The organism is Dongia sp., assembly GCF_041910485.1.
Lineage (GTDB): Bacteria > Pseudomonadota > Alphaproteobacteria > Dongiales > Dongiaceae > Dongia.
This window is the reverse complement of sequence record NZ_JAYRQR010000042.1, coordinates 94,908-113,297: the sequence shown is the minus strand read 5'-3', so window position 1 is coordinate 113,297 and position 18,390 is coordinate 94,908. Positions and strand designations below refer to the sequence as shown.

Annotated in this window: 15 protein-coding genes; 4 read left to right on the top strand and 11 right to left on the bottom strand. The window is 63.2% G+C overall.

Annotation, left to right across the window (positions count from 1 at the left end; translation table 11 throughout):
- Nucleotides 1-9: 9 nt before the first annotated feature.
- Genes ACE3PP_RS13375 through ACE3PP_RS13350 form a run of 6 tightly spaced genes read right to left on the bottom strand, consistent with a single transcriptional unit; the run spans nucleotide 10 to nucleotide 6,292 of the window.
- Entirely contained in the window at nucleotides 10-969 is a 960-nt protein-coding gene (locus tag ACE3PP_RS13375) for an ABC transporter ATP-binding protein (protein WP_374383075.1), read from the bottom strand.
- Nucleotides 966-1,925 (bottom strand): ABC transporter ATP-binding protein, encoded by a 960-nt coding sequence (locus tag ACE3PP_RS13370; RefSeq protein ID WP_374383073.1) that lies wholly within the window; start codon nucleotides 1,923-1,925, stop codon nucleotides 966-968. Before ACE3PP_RS13370 ends, ACE3PP_RS13375 begins: the two co-directional genes overlap by 4 nt.
- 7 nt (nucleotides 1,926-1,932) lie before the next feature.
- Nucleotides 1,933-2,799: an ABC transporter permease gene (locus tag ACE3PP_RS13365; protein ID WP_374383071.1), complete on the bottom strand. Its 867-nt coding sequence runs from the start codon at nucleotides 2,797-2,799 to the stop codon at nucleotides 1,933-1,935.
- Nucleotides 2,796-3,722, bottom strand: coding sequence for an ABC transporter permease (locus ACE3PP_RS13360; protein ID WP_374383069.1), 927 nt, complete (start codon nucleotides 3,720-3,722; stop codon nucleotides 2,796-2,798). Before ACE3PP_RS13360 ends, ACE3PP_RS13365 begins: the two co-directional genes overlap by 4 nt.
- Nucleotides 3,723-3,752: 30 nt before the next feature.
- The gene (locus ACE3PP_RS13355) at nucleotides 3,753-5,345 is read right to left on the bottom strand and encodes an ABC transporter substrate-binding protein (protein ID WP_374383067.1); all 1,593 of its coding nucleotides are present in this window, start codon (nucleotides 5,343-5,345) and stop codon (nucleotides 3,753-3,755) included.
- 56 nt (nucleotides 5,346-5,401) lie between these two features.
- Nucleotides 5,402-6,292: a MurR/RpiR family transcriptional regulator gene (locus tag ACE3PP_RS13350; RefSeq protein WP_374383065.1), complete on the bottom strand. Its 891-nt coding sequence runs from the start codon at nucleotides 6,290-6,292 to the stop codon at nucleotides 5,402-5,404.
- A gap of 225 nt (nucleotides 6,293-6,517) precedes the next feature.
- Between ACE3PP_RS13350 and ACE3PP_RS13345 the strand changes: the two genes are divergently transcribed.
- The gene (locus ACE3PP_RS13345) at nucleotides 6,518-6,907 is read left to right on the top strand and encodes a hypothetical protein (protein ID WP_374383063.1); all 390 of its coding nucleotides are present in this window, start codon (nucleotides 6,518-6,520) and stop codon (nucleotides 6,905-6,907) included.
- Here the strand turns inward: ACE3PP_RS13345 and ACE3PP_RS13340 are convergent.
- From ACE3PP_RS13340 to pip, 3 genes are all read right to left on the bottom strand, one after another.
- Nucleotides 6,885-8,492, bottom strand: coding sequence for a hypothetical protein (locus ACE3PP_RS13340; protein ID WP_374383061.1), 1,608 nt, complete (start codon nucleotides 8,490-8,492; stop codon nucleotides 6,885-6,887). The two genes, ACE3PP_RS13345 and ACE3PP_RS13340, sit on opposite strands and share 23 nt — an antisense overlap.
- A 37-nt stretch (nucleotides 8,493-8,529) precedes the next feature.
- Nucleotides 8,530-11,298, bottom strand: coding sequence for a glycosyltransferase (locus tag ACE3PP_RS13335; protein WP_374383059.1), 2,769 nt, complete (start codon nucleotides 11,296-11,298; stop codon nucleotides 8,530-8,532).
- 292 nt (nucleotides 11,299-11,590) lie between these two features.
- Nucleotides 11,591-12,544: a prolyl aminopeptidase gene (pip, locus tag ACE3PP_RS13330; protein WP_374383057.1), complete on the bottom strand. Its 954-nt coding sequence runs from the start codon at nucleotides 12,542-12,544 to the stop codon at nucleotides 11,591-11,593.
- A 270-nt stretch (nucleotides 12,545-12,814) separates the two neighbouring features.
- On the opposite strand from pip, the gene ACE3PP_RS13325 reads away from it, so the two are divergent.
- Both ACE3PP_RS13325 and ACE3PP_RS13320 read left to right on the top strand, forming a co-directional pair.
- A complete protein-coding gene (locus ACE3PP_RS13325; RefSeq protein WP_374383055.1) occupies nucleotides 12,815-14,296 on the top strand; it encodes a M48 family metalloprotease in 1,482 nt (493 codons plus the stop codon).
- Entirely contained in the window at nucleotides 14,293-16,137 is a 1,845-nt protein-coding gene (locus ACE3PP_RS13320; RefSeq protein ID WP_374383053.1) for an adenylate/guanylate cyclase domain-containing protein, read from the top strand. The genes ACE3PP_RS13325 and ACE3PP_RS13320 overlap by 4 nt, the downstream gene beginning before the upstream one ends.
- Nucleotides 16,138-16,149: 12 nt before the next feature.
- Here ACE3PP_RS13320 and hemF read toward each other — a convergent pair whose 3' ends face one another.
- Both hemF and ACE3PP_RS13310 read right to left on the bottom strand, forming a co-directional pair.
- Nucleotides 16,150-17,055, bottom strand: a complete 906-nt coding sequence (gene hemF / locus ACE3PP_RS13315; RefSeq protein ID WP_374383051.1) for an oxygen-dependent coproporphyrinogen oxidase — start codon at nucleotides 17,053-17,055, stop codon at nucleotides 16,150-16,152.
- Nucleotides 17,056-17,523, bottom strand: a complete 468-nt coding sequence (locus ACE3PP_RS13310) for a tRNA (cytidine(34)-2'-O)-methyltransferase (RefSeq protein WP_374383049.1) — start codon at nucleotides 17,521-17,523, stop codon at nucleotides 17,056-17,058.
- Nucleotides 17,524-17,830: 307 nt separating this feature from the next.
- Here ACE3PP_RS13310 and petA point away from each other — a divergent pair, with 307 nt between their 5' ends.
- On the top strand, nucleotides 17,831-18,382 hold the full coding sequence (gene petA, locus ACE3PP_RS13305; RefSeq protein ID WP_374383047.1) for a ubiquinol-cytochrome c reductase iron-sulfur subunit: 552 nt from the start codon (nucleotides 17,831-17,833) through the stop codon (nucleotides 18,380-18,382).
- Nucleotides 18,383-18,390 lie beyond the last annotated feature (8 nt).

Genomic DNA, 18,390 nt, shown 5'->3' with positions numbered 1-18,390 from the left:
CCAGTCAAATCAAAGGGGGTGATGGCAGGCATGGGCATGGCCTGCGGCATCGGTCGAAAGGTCGGGCCGCACGCTGCGGCAGGTCTCGCTCGCAAAGGCGCAGCGTGCCGCGAAGGCGCAGCCCTTGGGGAGGTCGAAGGCGGACGGAATTTCGCCGGTCAGCCGCTTGATCTGGCGCCGCTGGGTGGGATCGGGCGCGAAATTGCTCTCCAGCAAGGTCCGCGTGTAAGGGTGCCGCGGCTTGGCCCTGGGCTCGGGCAGGATTTCGACGATGCGGCCCAGATACATCACCACGATGCGGTCGCAGAAATAGCGCACCAGCCCCAGATCGTGGCTGATGAAAAGATAGGTAAGGCCCAGTTCCGCCTGCAGCTTCTCAAGGAGGGCCACGATCTGCGCCTGAATGGAAACGTCGAGCGAGGCCGTGGGCTCATCGAGCACCAGGAAATCGGGCTTCAGGGCCAGTGCCCGGGCGATGCCGATGCGCTGGCGCTGGCCGCCCGACAGCTGGTGGGGATACGAACCCGCCATCTGGCTCCCAAGCCCCACTTGGCCGAGAAGGTCGGCGACCTTCGCGCGGGCTTCGGCGGCGCCAAGGCGAATGCCCTGGATCTGGAACGGTTCGGTGAGCGCCTCGGCCATCGAATAGCGCGGGTCGATCGCCGAATAGGGATCCTGGAAGACCATCTGCATGCGGCGGCGCAGCTTGCGCAGATCGCTCGGCGACAGCGACCCCAGTTCGGTACCGTCGAAGCGGATTTCGCCGGCGCTGGGTTTCAACAGGCGCAGGACGAGGCGGGCGAGTGTCGACTTGCCGCAACCGGATTCGCCGACCACACCCGTTACCTGGCCGCGCGGCACGTCGAGATCGACGCCGCTCACCGCCATCATCGACCGCACCTTGCCAAAGAGGCCCTTGCGGCTTTCGAAGCGCTTGTCGAGGCCCCGCAATTCCAGAAGGTTGCTCATTGGGCACCCTCCGGCGCATGGCAGGCAAGCTCGCCACCGCTGGGCGGCTGGATGAGGGGCGGCACGATGCTGCTGCATTGCGCGTTGCTGCGGGCGCAGCGCGGGTGGAAGCGGCAGCCGGCCGGATAATGCGCGACACTCGGCACCGCGCCTGGAATGCCGATCAGGCTCCCCGGCGCCGTGTCCTCGCGCGGGATGCAGCGGATGAGGGCGCTGGTATAGGGGTGGCGGGGCGCAGCGAAAATCGCCTCCACCTTGTTGCTCTCGGCGATGCGGCCGGCATAGAGCACGACGACGCGGTCGCAGATCTGCGCCACCACACCCATGTCGTGGGTGATGAGGATGAGGGCGACGCCCCGCTCGCGCACCATTTCCGCCATCAGATCGACGATCTGCGCCTGGATGGTGACATCAAGTGCCGTGGTGGGCTCATCGGCGATGATGAGGTCCGGGTCCGCCGCCAGCGCCATCGCGATGACGATGCGCTGCTTCATGCCGCCGGACAGCTGGTGCGGATAATGGTGATAGATGGTGGCGGCTTCCGGAATACGCAGCTTTTCCATGATCTCGATGCTGCGTGCCTGGGCGTCTTTGGGGCCGAGGCCCAGATGCAGCGTCGCCATCTGGTCGATCTGGGCGCCGACGCGCATCACCGGATCGAGCGAGGTCATCGGGTTTTGGGTGATGAAGGCGATGCGCTTGCCGCGCAGCTTGCGGAACTGCGCCTCGGGGAGGTTGGTGAGGTCTCCGCCGTCGAAGGTCACGCGCCCGCGCTCGATCCTGCCGCCGATGAGGGGGAGGAGCCCCATCACCGACAGGGCGGTCAAGGATTTGCCGGAACCGGATTCGCCGACGATCCCCAAGATCTCGCCCTTGTCGACCGAGAAGGAAATGCCGTCGAGCGGGCGGATGCCGTGGATGTTGATGGAAAGGTCGGTGACGTCGAGAAGGGCCATGATCTCTTCAGCCCTCCCGGAGCTTGGCGCGGATATCGAGCGCGCGGATGAGGGCGTCGCCGAACAGGTTGATCATCACGACGGTGATGGCGACGGCAAGGCCCGGGAAGATGATGACCCAGGGCGCCTTGAAGATGAGGGCGGAACCCGAGCTCATCATGGCGCCCCAGGAGGGCACCGGCGGCTGCGCGCCGAGGCCGAAGAAGCCCAGCGTCGCCTCGAGGATGATCGCATCGCCGGTTGCCAGCATGCCGCAGATGATGACGGGAGCCAGCGCGTTGGGCATCAGATGCCGGAAGATCACATGGGTGTGCCCGGCGCCGAGGTTGAGCGTCGCCTCGATATAGGTCTCGTTCTTCAAGCTGAGGATCTGCGAGCGGGTGAGGCGGGTGAACTGGGCAAGATACGCAACACCGATCGCCAGCATGGTCGAGGTGAGGCCCGGCCCGATGATCGCCACCAGGATGAGGGCGATGAGGATTTCCGGGAACGACCAGGAAAGGTCGACCGAGGCCGTCGTCAGGCGGTCGAAAACGCCGCCGAAATAGCCCGCGGAAGCCCCCAAAATCATCCCGAAAAGCACCGAAACGCTGATCGCCGTGATGCTGACCGAGAGCGACGTGCGTGCCCCGTACATGATGCGCGAGAGCACGTCGCGGCCGAACTCGTCGGTCCCCAGCCAGTGGGCGGCACTGGGTCCTTGCGCCGCGATGGAGAGTTCCTGGACGTCGTAAGGATAGGGCGTGATCCAGGGGGCGAGCAGGGCGACGAGGACGAGGATGATGAGGTAAGTGCCTGCAATCCCACCCTTTGGGGTGAGCAGCACCTTGCCGGCGGTGGAGCGGCGGAAGCTGTTCATGGCAATGGCGTTCATGTGAGGGCGTGCCTCACGCGCGGGTCCATCGCCGCCTGGACGAGATCGCCGATGAGAGTTCCCAGCATCACCGCCATCGCCAGCATCAGCAGACAGCCCTGCATCACAGGATAATCATGCTGGTTCAACGCCTTGATGAGGAGCGTGCCAAGGCCCGGCCGAGCGAAGACGAATTCCACCGTGACCGCCCCGCCCAGCACCCAGCCGATGCGCAGGCCCAGGATAGTGACGACCGGCATCAGCGCATGGCGCAGCACATGCCGGAGCTGGATGCGCCGCGCCGGCAGGCCCTTGGCATGGAGCAGCATGACGAAATCCTTCTGCATCGTCTCCAGCATGGCGACGCGCGTCACGCGCGCGACCAGCGCCGTGCCGCCGAGACCGATGGTGAGGACGGGCAGGATGATCGCCTGCCAGCTGCGTGCGCCCGAAACGGGGAGCCAGCCCAATTCGACCGAGAACAGCAGGATGAGCAGCAGGCCCAGCCAGAAACTGGGCAAGGTGGACCCCAGCAGGATGCCCGACATGACGCTCCGGTCGAGGCGCGTATCCTTGTAGATCGCGGCGAGTGTTCCGGCGGTGATACCGAGGAGGGTCGAGAAGAGCAGGGCCGCACCCCCGAGGCGCAGGCTGAAGGGAATGTTCTGCGCCAGGAGATCGGCGACCGGCCGGCGCATGACGATGGCGTCGCCGAGATCGCCGCGCGCGAGCTGCGCGAGCCAGATGAAATATTGCTGATAGAGCGGCTTGTCGAGCCCGTAGCGGGCGGCGATCACCGCCTTCTGCTCGGGGCTTGACCCGATTTTCACCAGATTGTCGATGGGGTCGCCCGGCACCAGATGGATGATGCCGAAGATGATGATGGAAACGGTGAAGAAGACCGGGATCAGCAGCAATAGCCGCCGGACAATATAACTCAACATCCCGGTCTTCTCCCGCTCACTCAGTCAATTCTACTCGATCACTTCCATGTCCATGATGGACGGCGAAGCGATCTGGGTGCCGCGAATGGCTTCGGGCAACTTCAGGCGTTCCTTGTTGTAGCCGATGTTCTGGACCGGCTGGTAGATCGGGGCGAAGGGGAACTGCGACAGGACGTATTCATGATACGCCTTGAAGTTGGCGACCCGCTCTTCGACGGTCTTCGACTCCGTCATCGCCTTCTTGTTCAGCTCCTCGGCTTTCGGATCGTTGAACATTGAGATGTTCGGATAGCCGAGACGCTGGCCGCTGAAGAACCAGTCGATGATGTCGGCATTGTTCCAATTGTAGGAACGCACCGCCAGCTGATGCTCGTTCTTCTTGTACTGGTCCTTGATGGCGCTGGAATCGAAGACGGTGATTTCGGCATCCATGCCGACGGCCTTCAATTGCGCCTGCACGGCTTCGGTCAGCCGCTTGAATTCGCTGTCGGACTGGGTCCACAGCTTCACCTTCAAGGGCTTGCCATCCTTTTCACGGATGCCGTTCGCGCCCATCTTCCAACCGGCTTCGTCGAAGAGTTTGGCCGAACGATCCGGGTCGTAGGAGATCTCCAGCTTCGGATCGACCTTCGATTCCGGCAGGGCGCTGATCAGGAAGTTGTGCGCTTCCGAGCCGACGCCGCCATAGATATTGGCGAGGATTTCCTTCTGGTTGATGGCAAAGGCCGTCGCTTCACGCACCTTGATGTCGTCGAAGGGCGCGCTGGTCACGTTGATCGGCATGTAGGCGACATCGAGGCCCGGCAGAGTGAGAACCGCGACATTCGGTTCCTTCTTCAACTCGCCGATGAAGTCGGTCGGCACGCCAAGCAGCATATCGACGCCGCCCGTCTTCAGTTCGAGGAACGCCGTCGATTCTTCCGGGATTTCGCGGAAGGTGATCTTTTCGATCTTGGCCGGGCCTTTGTTCTCAGAGAGGTCGGAGCCCCAGGTGTAATCGTCATTGCGGACGAGTACGGTTTCCTGGCCGACGGCGAAGCTTTCCAGTTTGAAGGGACCGGTGCCGATCGCCTGCGTGACGCCGAAATTATCGCCGAGATCCTTGTAGGCCTTGGGCGCCGGAATGCCCATGAAGGTGCTGGAGAGGTTGAAGAGCAGATTGGGTTCCGGGTGCTTCATGACGAACTTGGCGGTCAGGTCGTCCACCGCTTCGACCTTCTCGATCGCATCGACCATGTACTGATTGTCGGTGCCGATATAGGTTTGGATCCAGTCGGCGACGGCTTGCGCATTGAAGGGCTCACCGTCGTGGAATTTGACGCCCTTTTTCAGGTGGAACACCCATTGCATACCGTCCGGTGCTTCGTCCCAGGAGGCAGCGAGGCTCGGATGGAAGCTCTGATCGGCGTCCTGTACGACCAAAGTGTCGTAAATCAGCCCGGTTGCCGCATTGAGCATGCTGGCCTTGACCGGGTTGTAGGTCGGTGCGCCCACTTCGTTGGTGTTGAAGACGAAGGTCGCTTCCTGCGACCAGGCCGAGCCGGCGGCGCCGAAAGCGGCCCCGGCCAGCGTCATCAGGGCCGTGCCGCTGATGAGAAATGCCTTGCGTAACTGGTACTTCACGTAAGCCTCCGTTGGTTTGTTAAGTCGTTATGGTTGCTGGGTGATGATGTCGTTGATCAGGAAAGCGGCCCCGACGCGTCGCCGACATAGCCGGTGAAGCGGCTATAGAGCGCCGAGACCTGGTTCATGCGGGTTTCGACCGACGGCCCAAGCTCGTTGAAGATGCTGTTGATGAAGAGGGCGATGAGGCTTGCGACCGGCGCCGTCGAATCCCAGAATTGGTTGATGTCGGTCTGGACCACGAACATCTCGTCGACGAGGTCGCGGCCCCAATCGCAATAGGCATCGGTGATGAGTGTCGTGGGGATGCCGGCGGCGCGGGCTTCGCTGGCCAGGACCTTGGCCAAGCGCGAATAGCGCCGCCCTTCGATGAGGACGAGGCCGGATTTCTTCGGCTCACCCAACAACAATTCGGAAAAATTGCCGCCGGCGAGGTCGAGAAGGTGCACGCCCGGACGCAGGTAATGCAGCTGGTTGACGAGATATTGCGCCAAACCCCGCTCGGTCTGGAAGCCGGCCACGTAGATGTTGGGCAGGCGTGCCAGGCGCTTGACCGCGCGCTTCCATTCCTTGGAATGGGCGAGTTCGTAATTGCTGACGAGGGCGGCGATTTCCATCTCGAGTCCGCGCGCCAATTCGTCATCGCCCTTGCGGCTGCGGTCGCGGTAATCCTTGAGGCGGTCGCCGATCAGCCACGGCTTGTCGCCGATATCGCCCTTGAGATCGGCCTTGAGATCCTTGAAATGCCGATAGCCGATGGCACGGCAGAAGCGGCCGACGGAAGGTTCGGATACGCCGACCTTCTCGGCCAAAGTCGCCGCCGTCTCGAACGGCAACCCGTTGAGGTTGGCCAACATGTAGCTGGCGATGGCCTTTTCGGTCTTGGTTGCCTGGCTGAGTGCGGCACCCAAGCGCTCTCGCACGGAACTGCGGTCCGATTCGCCCATCTCACCTGCCCCATCCTGATCCCATATCTCGTCGCGGCCATCGCGGCCGCCGGCATGGGCTTTCGTTCATTTCGCTAGTTTTCTTTCAAACTGTCAACGATATTTTGTTTTCTGTCATTTTTCGCAATGGATCGAAATGGGGGGTGCGGTCTTGCGGGCGGCCTTGCCCGACCGCTAGAAAGGCGCGCAGCAAGTCGATCCGGCAAATCGGGAGTGTTTCCGCAGATGGCAAAGAGCGTGGCGACCGCAGGTCCTGGTGCAGCGATGCGCGCATTCGCCGCGCGGTCATGGCCGTGGCTGTTGCTGCTTGCCGCCGCCATCGGCTTTGGCCTTTACGTGCGCTATGGCCTCATCCAGTCGACACCGATCGGCCTCATGTGCCAGAGCGCCGAACCGGCCTGGTATTGCGCGCCCCGCCACCTGCTGTGGCAGATCGGCAATGCTGGTGGCTGGAGCTGGGCGGCGATGGCCGGTGGTTTCCTGGCTCTTCTATTCGGCTGGCGCGCCGCAATCGTGCTTGCCATCGTGGCGGGCGGCGCCGGTCTTGCCCTCTACAATGCCGGCCCGGCCGCCTTCGGCCTCATCCTCGCCCTTATGCGGCTGGTACGACGCTGAGACCACGCACCGGCCGCCGCCAGGCGCCGATCATATTGAAGGCGAAGATCAGCAGCAGGGCGCAGAAAGCCAATGCCTGCCAGTTGAGGGGGCCCTCGAACCAGGCGATGAAGAGGGCGCAGCCGATCAGGATAAGTGAAAGAATGCGTTCCTCGCGCCCATCGACGATGGGGCGCAGGATGGCGCCCGTCTGCCATTGCAATAGCAGGAAAGACGCCGCCGGCACCGCATAAGTGGCGATGGGAAAGCCGCGATAGCGGCTGTCGAAGGCGAGCGCCACGGCGACCGTCGCCGCGCCGACCAGGATGGTGAGCCGCAGCAGGGTGGCGACCGGCACCGGCCGGGTATCGAGGGCAATCAGCCAACGCGTGGCGGCGGCGAGCGGTGCTGTGCCGAGGTCGGTCTGGCCGCGCAGGGTGAAAAGCAGCACGGCAAAGGATTGCGCCAGCAAGCCCAATTCGACGGCCAAATCGGTGGGCGTCACATAGATGAGATAGGCCCGTTCGGCCTGCAGCATCATGAGGAAGCCACCGGCCATCGCGACAATGGTTGGGGCGACGGCAGCCCGCCAATCGCCCACCGCCGGCCGCGCCACGGCAAGGGTCGCAAGGCCGAGGAGGATGGAGAGGGCCGCCAGGAGCGGCCAGTCGGGATGATTGCTGACTGGCTTGAACCAGTCGAACTTGGCGTGCCGGTTGCCGTCGAAAAGGCCCCAATAGCCGCCGACGGCCCCTTCCTGGGCGCGCTTCCAGGGCTGGTCGAACGCCTCGATGAAATTGTAGTCGAGCGCGTGCGCCTTGGCGTAGACGAGGAAGTCGCGCAGGTAGCGCGCCTGGTCGACGATCGAGGGGATGGCGTCTTCGCGCGCGCGACCGGCCGAGGGCCAGCCGGTTTCACCGATCATCAGGCGCTTACCCGGAAATTGGCGGCCCATTTCGCCCAGCACATATTCGAGATGCGGGACCGTCATGGTGGATGGGGCGGGATCGTCCTCCCAATAGGGAAGGATGTGGATGGTCATGAAATCGACCGCGTCGACCAGGGATTGCGGCGCCTTCTGCCAGAAACCCCAGACGTCGGCATAGGTGACGGGAAGGCCGGTCGCTTCCCGGACGCGGGTGACAAGGGCCGCCAGCGTCTCGCCGCTCTGCTCGCCGCGCAGGAGCACCTCGTTGCCGACGATGATGGCCTTGATGGCCTGCGGGTAAGCCTTGGCGAGCGCGATTGCCTTGACGATCTGCGGTTCGAAGATCGCAGGTTCCGAGCCGATCCAGATGCCGAGCAGCACCTGCATGCCGCGATCGGCGGCGAGCGGCACGACCTGGTCGAGGCCCTGGTCAGTCGCATAGATGCGGACGCAATCGGTGATGGGCTTCAGGAGATCCAGATCCTCGGCGATCTGGGCCGCCGGGATGACGAGGCTGCGGTCATAGGGCGTCTGGTCCCCACGAAAGGGCGTGTAGCTGACGCAGTGGAGCTTGGGCTCGGGTGCCGGCGGCAGGTCGATGGGTCGACCGAGAAAGGCCCACAGGCCGATGACCGCCATGCCCGCCAGGATCAGCGGCAATCCCCACCGTTTCAGCATCAATCTTCCCTCAGATCGTCGCCTGCCCGCCTTGGGGTCAGGCGGCCTTCTTGGCTTCGGTCGTGTTCTCGGCCGGCACGTCCTTGCCACTGGCGACCGCCAGGGCCTGGGTGAGCGACGGTTCGGCGCCGCCGCGATGCTGGCCAAGGCGAAGCGCATTGATCATCGAGAGCAGCAGGGCTGAGAAGAAGGGCAGCGCCTGCACGAACAGCAGCACAGCCCAAAGGAAGGCCGCCGGTTCCATGCTGCGCTCTTCCAGGGTCCACACGCCGCACCCGACCAGGGCGAGGAAGATCGCCGTCTCTTCGCGCGCCGACACCAAGCCGCGCAAGGCTGCCGGTGCGTTTTCCATCTTCGGTGTGCGGTGGAAGGGCAGGTTCGAGGTGAAGATGCCGCGCCAGACCGCCTTGCCCACCGAATAAGAGAGCGCAAGGCCCGCAAGGCTCGCCCCGATATTGTCCCAGACACTGCACGGCACCTTCTGGGCGTAGAGCCAGAAGGATTTGCCGACCTTGAAGAGGAACATGCCGATGGTGACGAAGAGATAGACCGTGAGCGGCGGGGCGATGTATTGCGGCCAGACGATCATGCCCACCGTCCAGGCGATGGCCAGCGCAATGAAGGAAAGCTGCAGGCCGTCGGCGATCCAGGGCAGCCAGCCGGCGAGGAACTGGTAACGCTGCGCCGGTTCGAGCCGCTTGCCCATAAAGGGCATCAGGTCGCGCCAATGGGTCTTGAGGATCTGCATCGCGCCATAGGCCCAGCGATAACGCTGCTTCCGGAAGGCGTCGAAACTGTCCGGCATCAGGCCGCGGCCATAGCTCTTCTCGGTATAGACGGCCTTGTGCCCGGCCTCGAAAAGGCGCAAGCCAAGCTCGGCATCCTCGGTGATGCACCATTCGGCCCAGCCACCGGCCTGCGTCAGGGCCGAGCGGCGGATGAGCGCCATCGTGCCGTGCTGGATGATCGCGTTCTTCTCATCGCGCGTCTTCATGCCGAGATAGAAGAAGCCGGCATATTCCCAGAAGCACATGCGCTTGAAGAGGTCTTCGTGCCCGTCGCGGTAATCCTGCGGCGCCTGGACAAGGGCCACCTGCGGATTGGAGAAATGGGGCACGAGATCGGAAAGCCAGCGCGCACGGACGATATAGTCGCTGTCGATAGTGGCGATGATCTCAGCCTCGGGGTGGGTCTCGGTCAATGCGTAATTGAGCGCACCGGCCTTGAAGCCCGGCCATTTCGGCAGATGGAAGAAGCGGAAGTTCGGTCGGTTCAAGGATTTGATATAGGCCTCGACCGGCTGCCAGACCGCATCATCCTTGGTGTTGTTGTCGATGATGAGGACTTCGAAATTCGGATAGTCGAGCCGCTCCAGCGCCTGGATGGTCTCGATCATCATATCGGGCGGTTCGTTGTAGCAGGGGACGTGCACCGAAACCTTGGGCAGCTTCCACGAGGAATGGATGGGTGGCGGCACCAGGCTGCGCTTCGACTGGCCGAGCCACAGATTGACCGCCATCTCGAGCCCCTCGATGAGGAAGATGGCGAGCAGCAGCAGCACGGCAGGCGCCACGGCGACCATCGCGATGACATCGTAGAGCGTCAGGTAGAGCTGGCTGTACTGGGCGTAGATGAGGACGGCAGTGATGACGCCGCCATACCCCAGAAGCGCCACGAAGAAACGGCCGCGCCGCTTCATGCCGAGTTCAGTCCGCATCAGGAAAAGAACGAAAGGCAGGCCGATGACGATCGAGGCGATGGCGAAGGCCGGCCAGTTGGCGAAGTTAATGAGGTTGCCCTGAAGGGCGGGCTTGGGCAGGCGGTCGGCGTTCCACAGGCCCCAATAGGCGCCCACGCCACCTTCGACCGCGATCTTCCAGGGCTGATCGAACGCTTCGATGATGTTGTAGTCGATGTCGGCCTTCTTCGCTTCGACCAGAAAGCGGCGCAGGAACAGGCCCTGATTGATCGGCGAGGCGACGGCGCCGCCCTTGTCCTGATATTCCGGCCCTTCCTCGGGCAGGGTCGAGCGGGTGAGGCCCTCGCTCGGCCAGCCGACTTCGGCGATGAGGATGCGCTTTTCCGGATAAGCCTTCTGCACGGCGTGATAGCGATCGAGCGTCCATTTCAGCGCCTGATCGATGTTGATGCCGTTCCAGAAGGGCAGGATGTGGATGGCGATATAGTCGGTCTCGGCGACGAGCTCGGGGTTGTTGAGCCAGATGTCGAACGGCTCGGCGGTCGAGACGGGCAGGTCGCTCGCGGCCTTCACGCGCCGGATGTAGCCGATGAGCTCATCGCGGAGTTCCGGATCGACGAAGCCCGCCTTGAGGCCCTTCGATCCGTCGGGGTCCAGCTCCTGCACGCGCTCCGGCGACATGCGATAGCGGTGCAGGAATTCGTTGCCGACGATGAGCTGGTTCACGCTGCCGACATCGTGGGCGATGTTGACGATGCTGGCGACTTCTTCCTCGTTCTTCTTTTTGTCGACATCGATCCAGGCGCCGGCCGTGACGTTGAGGCCCATCTCGGCGGCGATTTCGGGGATGCGCGCCGAAATGCCGGTCGCCTCGTAGGTGCGGACCGAGCGGGCCTGACCGGCGATGAGCTGCAGGTCCTGGCGGATTTCCTCGACAGTGGGTTCGCGCTTGTTGAGCGAGGTCGAATCCTGTCGCCACGCCGTGTAGGAGACGCCGCGCAGATCGCCCTGGAAGGGGTCGACCTCGACGGTCGGATTCAGCAGGAACCAGGCAGCCGCCACCAGGGCCGCGAGAGCAAGGCCGATGAGCCAGTTACTGAAACGCATGTCTATCCCGAACCCGAACGCGACACCCGTCGTCGCAGGCCCATTGCCCCCGATCCCGGTTCGCCTGAATTGATTGTGCTGCGCCGGTCCGTCCCGACATTCCGGTCCACGCAGCTACCGCAACGCAAAATCGCCATTTTCCCATACTTTGGCAAGAGCCGGCCCGACTTTGCCGGTAACAACATCACGTGATCGCCGTGACCATCACGGCGCCGGAGCCGGTCATGGTTAACCAGCTAGGGTTAACCGGCTAGATGGAGCCAAGTTCCGCAGACGGGTGGCAGGGGAGGCTTCAACCCAGTTCCTTGAACCGTTCCATGCCCTGGACCAGGGCGGCCCGGGTTCCCACCTCCATCGCCGAATGGCCGGCGTCGGGGATGATCTGATAGCGGGCTTCGGGCCAGGCGCGGGCGAGATCGTCGGCCGAGCGGATCGGGCACACCAGATCGTAGCGGCCCTGGACGATGAAGGCCGGGATCTTGCGGATACGGCCGACATTCTCCAGCAGGAAATTCTCCGGCAGGAAGATCGCGTTGCTGAAGTAATGCGCTTCCATGCGCGCAAGGCCCAAGGCGAGCGTCTCGCCGGAGAAAGCCTGGACGGTCTCGGGGCTGGGGAGGAGGGTCGAGCAGCTCCCCTCATAGATGCTCCAGGCCCGGGCAGCGGGCATGTGCACCTTCGGGTCGGTGTGCATCAGGCGCTTCATATAGGCACCGAGCAAATCGTGCCGCTCGCTTTCCGGGATGAAGCCGGAAAAGGCGCGCCAGGCCTCCGGCGCCAGTTCCTTGAGGCCATAGAGGAACCAGTCGATCTCGGACTTGCGGCACAGGAAGATGCCGCGCAAGGCCAGGCCCCTGACCCGGTCGGGATGGAATTCGGCGTAAGCCAGAGCCAGGGTGGACCCCCATGAGCCGCCGAAGACGAACCAGGTCTCGATCTCGAGATGCCGGCGCAGCTTCTCCATATCGTCGATGAGGAGGGGCGTCGTGTTCTGGCGCGTTTCGCCGAGCGGCTTCGAACGCCCGCTGCCGCGCTGGTCGAAGATGATGATGCGGTAATGCCGGGGATCGAAAAAGCGGCGGTGGCTGTGATTGGCGCCGGCACCGGGACCACCATGCAGGAAGACGACGGGCACGCCGGTCGGATTGCCGCTTTCCTCGAAATACATCGTATGAATGTCGTCGAGCGGAAGCTCCCCGGTGCGATATGGCGCGATATCGGGGTAAAGGTCCTTCTGCGGCGGCATCTGGTCGGGTTTCCCTTGAGGATGGCGATTGGGCGGGCAGGCGAAAGGGGGCAGGCGAAAGGGGGCTGGCGAATGGACGGACCGTTATAGCACGGTGCCAGCCGGTTCCGGCAACGCGGGAAAGGCGCCCCCCGATGCCGGCGCGGGAACCAATCGCGCGATCGTGACGTTGCTGAAGCCCTGAAGGTGCCAAAAAAACTGGCGATGCCACAAGCGGGTCGGGCTATGATTGCGGCAAAACGCGATCATTCAAGACCTCGGAGCGAGATCATGCGTCTCAAACATTCTTTTGCCGTCCTGTTGCTGGCCGGAACGTCTCTTATAGCCACCGGCTGCATGCAGGCGACCAGCCCGGCGACGGGCCGCACTTTCTCGACCAGCGTCACCGAGGCGCAGGAAAACAAGATCGGTGCGGATGAACACCCGAAGATACTGGCCGAGTTCGGCGGCGCCTACAGCGAGAAGCCGGCGCTCAACACCTATATCGACAGTGTGGGCCAGTTCGTGGCGGCGACGGCCGAGCGCCAGGACGTCAAATATACCTTCACGGTGCTGAATTCCTCGGACATCAACGCCTTTGCCTTGCCCGGCGGCTATGTCTATGTGACGCGCGGGCTTTTGGGGCTGGCCGTCAACGAGGCGGAAGTGGCCGGCGTGCTCGGCCACGAGATCGGCCATGTGAACGCCCGCCATACCGCCGAGCGTATGGGCCAGCAGCAGAAGGCGCAGATCGGCGCCACGCTGGGCACGCTCCTCGGCGCGGTGCTGGGTGGCGAGCAGGGCGCACAGATGATGGGCGCCCTCTCGACCGAAGTGGCGCAGAACTATCTCGGCAAATATTCGCAGGAACAGGAATTCGAAGCCGATTCGCTCGGCGTGCGTTACCTGAAGCGCGCCACCTACGACCCGCAGGCGATGGCGACCTTCCTCGGCGCTCTCAATGCCGACACGCATCTCGAGGCGCGGCTCGCCGGCAATGAAGCGGCAGCGGACGCCTACAGCATGAAGCAGAGCCACCCCCGGACCGCCGATCGCGTGCAGCAGGCGATCAATCAGGCCGGCCCGGCAGCGCCCGGCGCCATGATTGCGCGCAACGAATACCTCACCAAGATCGACGGCATGCTGTGGGGCGACGATCCCAATGACGGCGTGGTCAAGGGGCGCGAGTTCATCCATCCGGGCCTGCGCTTCACCTTCACCGCCCCGCCGGGCTTCAAGCTCCAGAACCAGCCGAGCCAGGTGGTGGGCCAGGGCGATAATGCGGCCATGATCTTCGATCTGGCGCCGGACAATGTCGGCGACCTTGCGACCTACGTGCAAAGCCAGTGGAATCCGAAAGCGAAGATCGCCGACGTGCAGCGCACTACCGTCAACGGCATGGATGCGGCAACCGGCACCGCGCAGGGGAAGGTCGGCAACAGTGCCGCCACGTTCCGCCTGATCGCCGTCCGCTTCCCGGACAATCACGTCTATCGCTTCCTGTTCGCAGCGCCGGTCAATACGTTCGGCGGCATGGATCAGGCCTTCTGGAACTCGGCCAACACGTTCCGCCAGCTCGCGGCCAATGAAGCAACCGGCTACAAGCCGATGCGCATCCGCCTGGTCGAAGTGAAGCAAGGCGACACGATCGAGGGGCTGGCTTCGCGCATGGTCGTCCCGGAAGCCAAGGTCGACTGGTTCAAGGTCCTCAACCGCCTCGACCAGGGCCAGCCTCTGCAGGCCGGACAATTGGTGAAGATCGTTTCTTATTGATCGCAGCGACGGCCGGCGTCATGCCGTCACCAACCAAGGAAAAGTCGCGCTATCCGATCTGGCTGGTGCTGGCCGCCACATTCGGCGGCCTCGCCGCGCTGGCGATTGCGCTGGTGGCGATCGTCATCAACATCATCGCCGTCAGGAATACGACGGATCTTCTCAACACGTTTGCCGACCGGGAAATCACCAATCTCGAACAGGCGCTGGAAACGGAGCTTGATCCGGCCCTCGAACAGGTGCGATTCCTGTCCGGATATTTGGCCAGCGGCAAGGTCGAGGTCAGCGATGATGCGCGCCTCGGCGACCTGCTGATGGGATCGCTTGCCGCCTCGCCGCAGCTGAGCGCGGTGAGCTTCATCCGCAACGATCTTACCGTCGTCATCGCCACGCGCCAGCTGGACGGCAAGCTCTATGTCAATCTGGTCACGGACGGGTTGCGCAACGCGCATTTCCGCAGGGCCTATCGCACGGGCGTGGACGCGCGGGAACCGGTCTGGGACGTTCCGATTTTTCTCAAAGATCTCGACCGACCTGTGATGTCCGCCTTGGCGCCGAGCTATCGGCGGGGCGAAGTGCAGGGCGTCTTTGCAGCCGTCGTTTCATTGCCGGATATATCGGCGCAATTGAATGTGCGGAGCGGCCCCAATGCGACGCCCTTCGTGCTTGGGGCTGACGGGTATGTCTTTGCCCATCACAATCTCTTCAGCGACGATTTCCATCTCAGCGCGGAGCGGCCGCTCCCGCGCTTCGATGAGATCAATGATCCGGTCCTGGCGCAATTCGACCCGCGCTTGGCGCAGCGTGAGATGCCGCAAGGTGCCGGCGGCATGCCGTTCCAGCAGCAGGAGGTCAATGTCGGCAACGCCCACTATCTTCTCATCTACAAGGATGTGCCCGATCTTCTGAAGCAGCCGTTGACCGTCGGCGTCTATTTGCGCTCGTCGATCGTCGACAGCGTCTTCGAAGCCTTGTGGCAGACGCTCTATGGCGCGGGCCTGGTCATCGTGATTGCGGTGGTTCTCTCGCTGGTTCTCGGTCGCCGTATCGGCCAGCCGATGCGTGCCTTGGCCGATGCCACACGGCATCTGGCGGCCCTCGATTTTGCCGGTGCACCGCTATTGAGCGGCAGCCGGTTCGAGGAGATCGACGTCGCCAATCGCGCCTACAACATGATGCACACGGGGCTTGGCTGGTTTTCGACCTATGTGCCGGGATCGCTGGTGCCGCATCTGATGCGTCCCGGCAGCAATGACATTCTGGCCTCGCGCGAGGTCGAGGTGACGGTACTCTTTACCGATATCGTCGGCTTCTCCGGCATTGCACAGCGCCTCAGCCCCCGTCGCTTGGCGGCTTTCCTCAACCGGCACTTCACATTGCTCGGTCAGCGGATCGTGGCCGAAGGCGGCAGCATCGACAAATATATCGGCGATTCCATCATGGCTTTCTGGGGTGCGCCGGAAGAGCAAGCGGACCACGCCATTCGCGCCATCCATGCCGCGCAAGCGATCGCAGCGCGACTTGAGGCCGACAATGCACGCCGAGCGCGGAAAGGGCTGGCGCCTGTGCGCATCCGCATCGGCATCCATAGCGGGCGCGCCATCGCGGGTAACATTGGCGCGCCCGGCCGCATCAATTACACGCTGGTCGGCGACACAGTGAATATTGCGCAGCGGCTGGAACAGTATGGCAAAGAAATCGACGACGGAAAGCGCTCGGCGATCGTCAGCATCAGCGCCGACACGGCCAAACTTCTGACGGCGGAATTCAAGCTGGTGCCGAAGGGCTCCGACGTGCTGACCGGCCGCCGCGAAGCGACGGAAATTTACAGTCTGGCTTAAGCGGCAGCCCGGTCAGGGCCACAGAACCTCCGGCGGCATCGACATCAGGATCGCTTCCGTATTGCCGCCGGTCTTCAGGCCGAAGGTCGTGCCGCGATCATAAAGCAGGTTGAATTCGACATAGCGGCCGCGGCGTACCAGCTGGCGGTGCCTGTCTTCCGGCGTCCAGCCTGCCGCCATGTTCCGCCGCACGATTTGGGGATAGACGTCGCGGAAGGCGCGGCCGACATCCTGCGTGAAGGCAAAATCCTGTGCCCAATCGCCTGAATTGAGCTGGTCGTAGAAAATTCCGCCAAGGCCCCGCGGTTCGTTCCGGTGCGGCAGATAGAAGTACTCGTCGCACCATTTCTTGAAGCGCGGATAATAGTCGGCATTCTGCTTGTCGCAGGCATCCTTGAGAGCGGCGTGGAAGGCCGCTGAATCACCAGCGTGGTTTTCCGGGAACATTGGGGTAAGGTCGGCGCCGCCACCGAACCAGGCCTTCGACGTCACGATGAGGCGCGTGTTCATATGAACCGCCGGGACGTGCGGCGAACACATATGAGCAACGAGGCTGATGCCGCTGGCCCAGAATTGCCCGTCACCGGTGGCACCCGGAATCTGCTGGCGGAATTCCGGCGAGAAGGTGCCGAAGACGGTCGAGATATTGACGCCCACCTTTTCGAAGAGGCGTCCCCGCATGACCGACATGGTGCCACCACCACCCGCGCCGCCGATACCTGAGCCACCGTCACGTTCCCAGATGGTGCGCTCAAACCGTCCCGGTTGCTTGCCTGGGGCAAGATTCGGGTGGTCGGAAAATTCGTCTTCGAGCGCCTCGAAGCTGGCGCAGATTTCGTCCCGAAGCGTTTGGAACCAGCGCCGCGCCTGCTCCTGGTAATCGTCGGGAAAGGGGGCGGTGCTGCTGTAGGCGATCATTCAGAGACCCGGGAAATCGTTTTGACGGAGGGCTTCGGCGGTGACGACCGCGGCGGCGATGGCGACATTGAGCGATCTCATCCCCGAGCGCAATGGAATGACCAGCCGATGATCGGCCGCTTCATGGACGCTTTCCGGAACGCCGCTCGATTCGCGCCCCACCATGATGCTGTCGTCCGGGCGGAAGGCGAAATTCTGATAGGGCTCTGCCGCCTTGGTCGACAGCAGCAAAAGCCGCCCGGCCGTAGCTGGGTTGGCCGCGCGCCACGTTTGATAGGCGGTCCAGGAGGTGTGCCGCACAAGATCGACCGCATCCAGGTAATCCATGCCGGCGCGGCGCATGCGGGCATCGTCGAAAATGAAGCCGCAGGGGAAAATGATGTCGACGGCGATGTTCCAGCAGGCGGCCAGGCGCAGGAGGGTGCCGGTATTCTGCGGGATATCGGGCTCGAACAGGACCAAACGCATGATTTAACTATACTTTCGAGGGGCCAAGGGCGCTCTGCCCTCACCTTGCAAATCATTCGGAATTGTTTATACCGTTGCTCCGGTTGAGGGGGAATGCCGGGACCCGAGTTGGTCTGCGGCCGGATGGGGACGGATTCTTGTCCTTAGTGCGGCGTTCTGTCGCGCCTCTGGCTTGCGGTCCGAATTGGCTGACATGGTATAAACCCCCGGAATTTTTGAGTATTCAGGCCAGTCCGCGACCCCAGAACCACGGCAGCGACGTGGTGATAGGCGTGGGCCGGTTTCTCTTGCCGGAGGGACAACATAGATGGCGGACCACGCGCAGTCGCCCCAGCATGCGGGCGCAGAAGGCACGCGGCGCGACTTTCTTTTTCTGACAGCAGCCTCGGTGACCGCGTTTGGCGCGGCGTCGGCGGTGTGGCCGTTCGTCAGTTCCATGAACCCGTCGAAGGACGTGCTCGCTTTGTCGTCGATCGAGGTCGATGTCGGCCAGGTGGCCGAAGGCCAGGCGATCACCGTGAAGTGGCGCGGCAAGCCGGTTTTCATCCGCCATCGCACGGCCGCCGAAATCGAGCAGGCCAAGAAGGACGATGCGGCCGAGATGAAGGATCCGCAGCCCGACGAGAAGCGGGCGATCAAGCCGGAATACCTGGTCCTGGTCGGTGTTTGCACCCATCTCGGCTGCGTGCCGCTGGGGCAGAAGGATTCCGAGCCCAAGGGTGAATTCGGCGGCTGGTACTGCCCTTGCCACGGGTCGCAGTACGACACGTCCGGCCGTATCCGCAAAGGCCCGGCGCCGCTCAATCTGGAGGTTCCGACCTACCAGTATGCGAGCGACACCGTGGTGAAGATCGGCTGAGGGAGCGG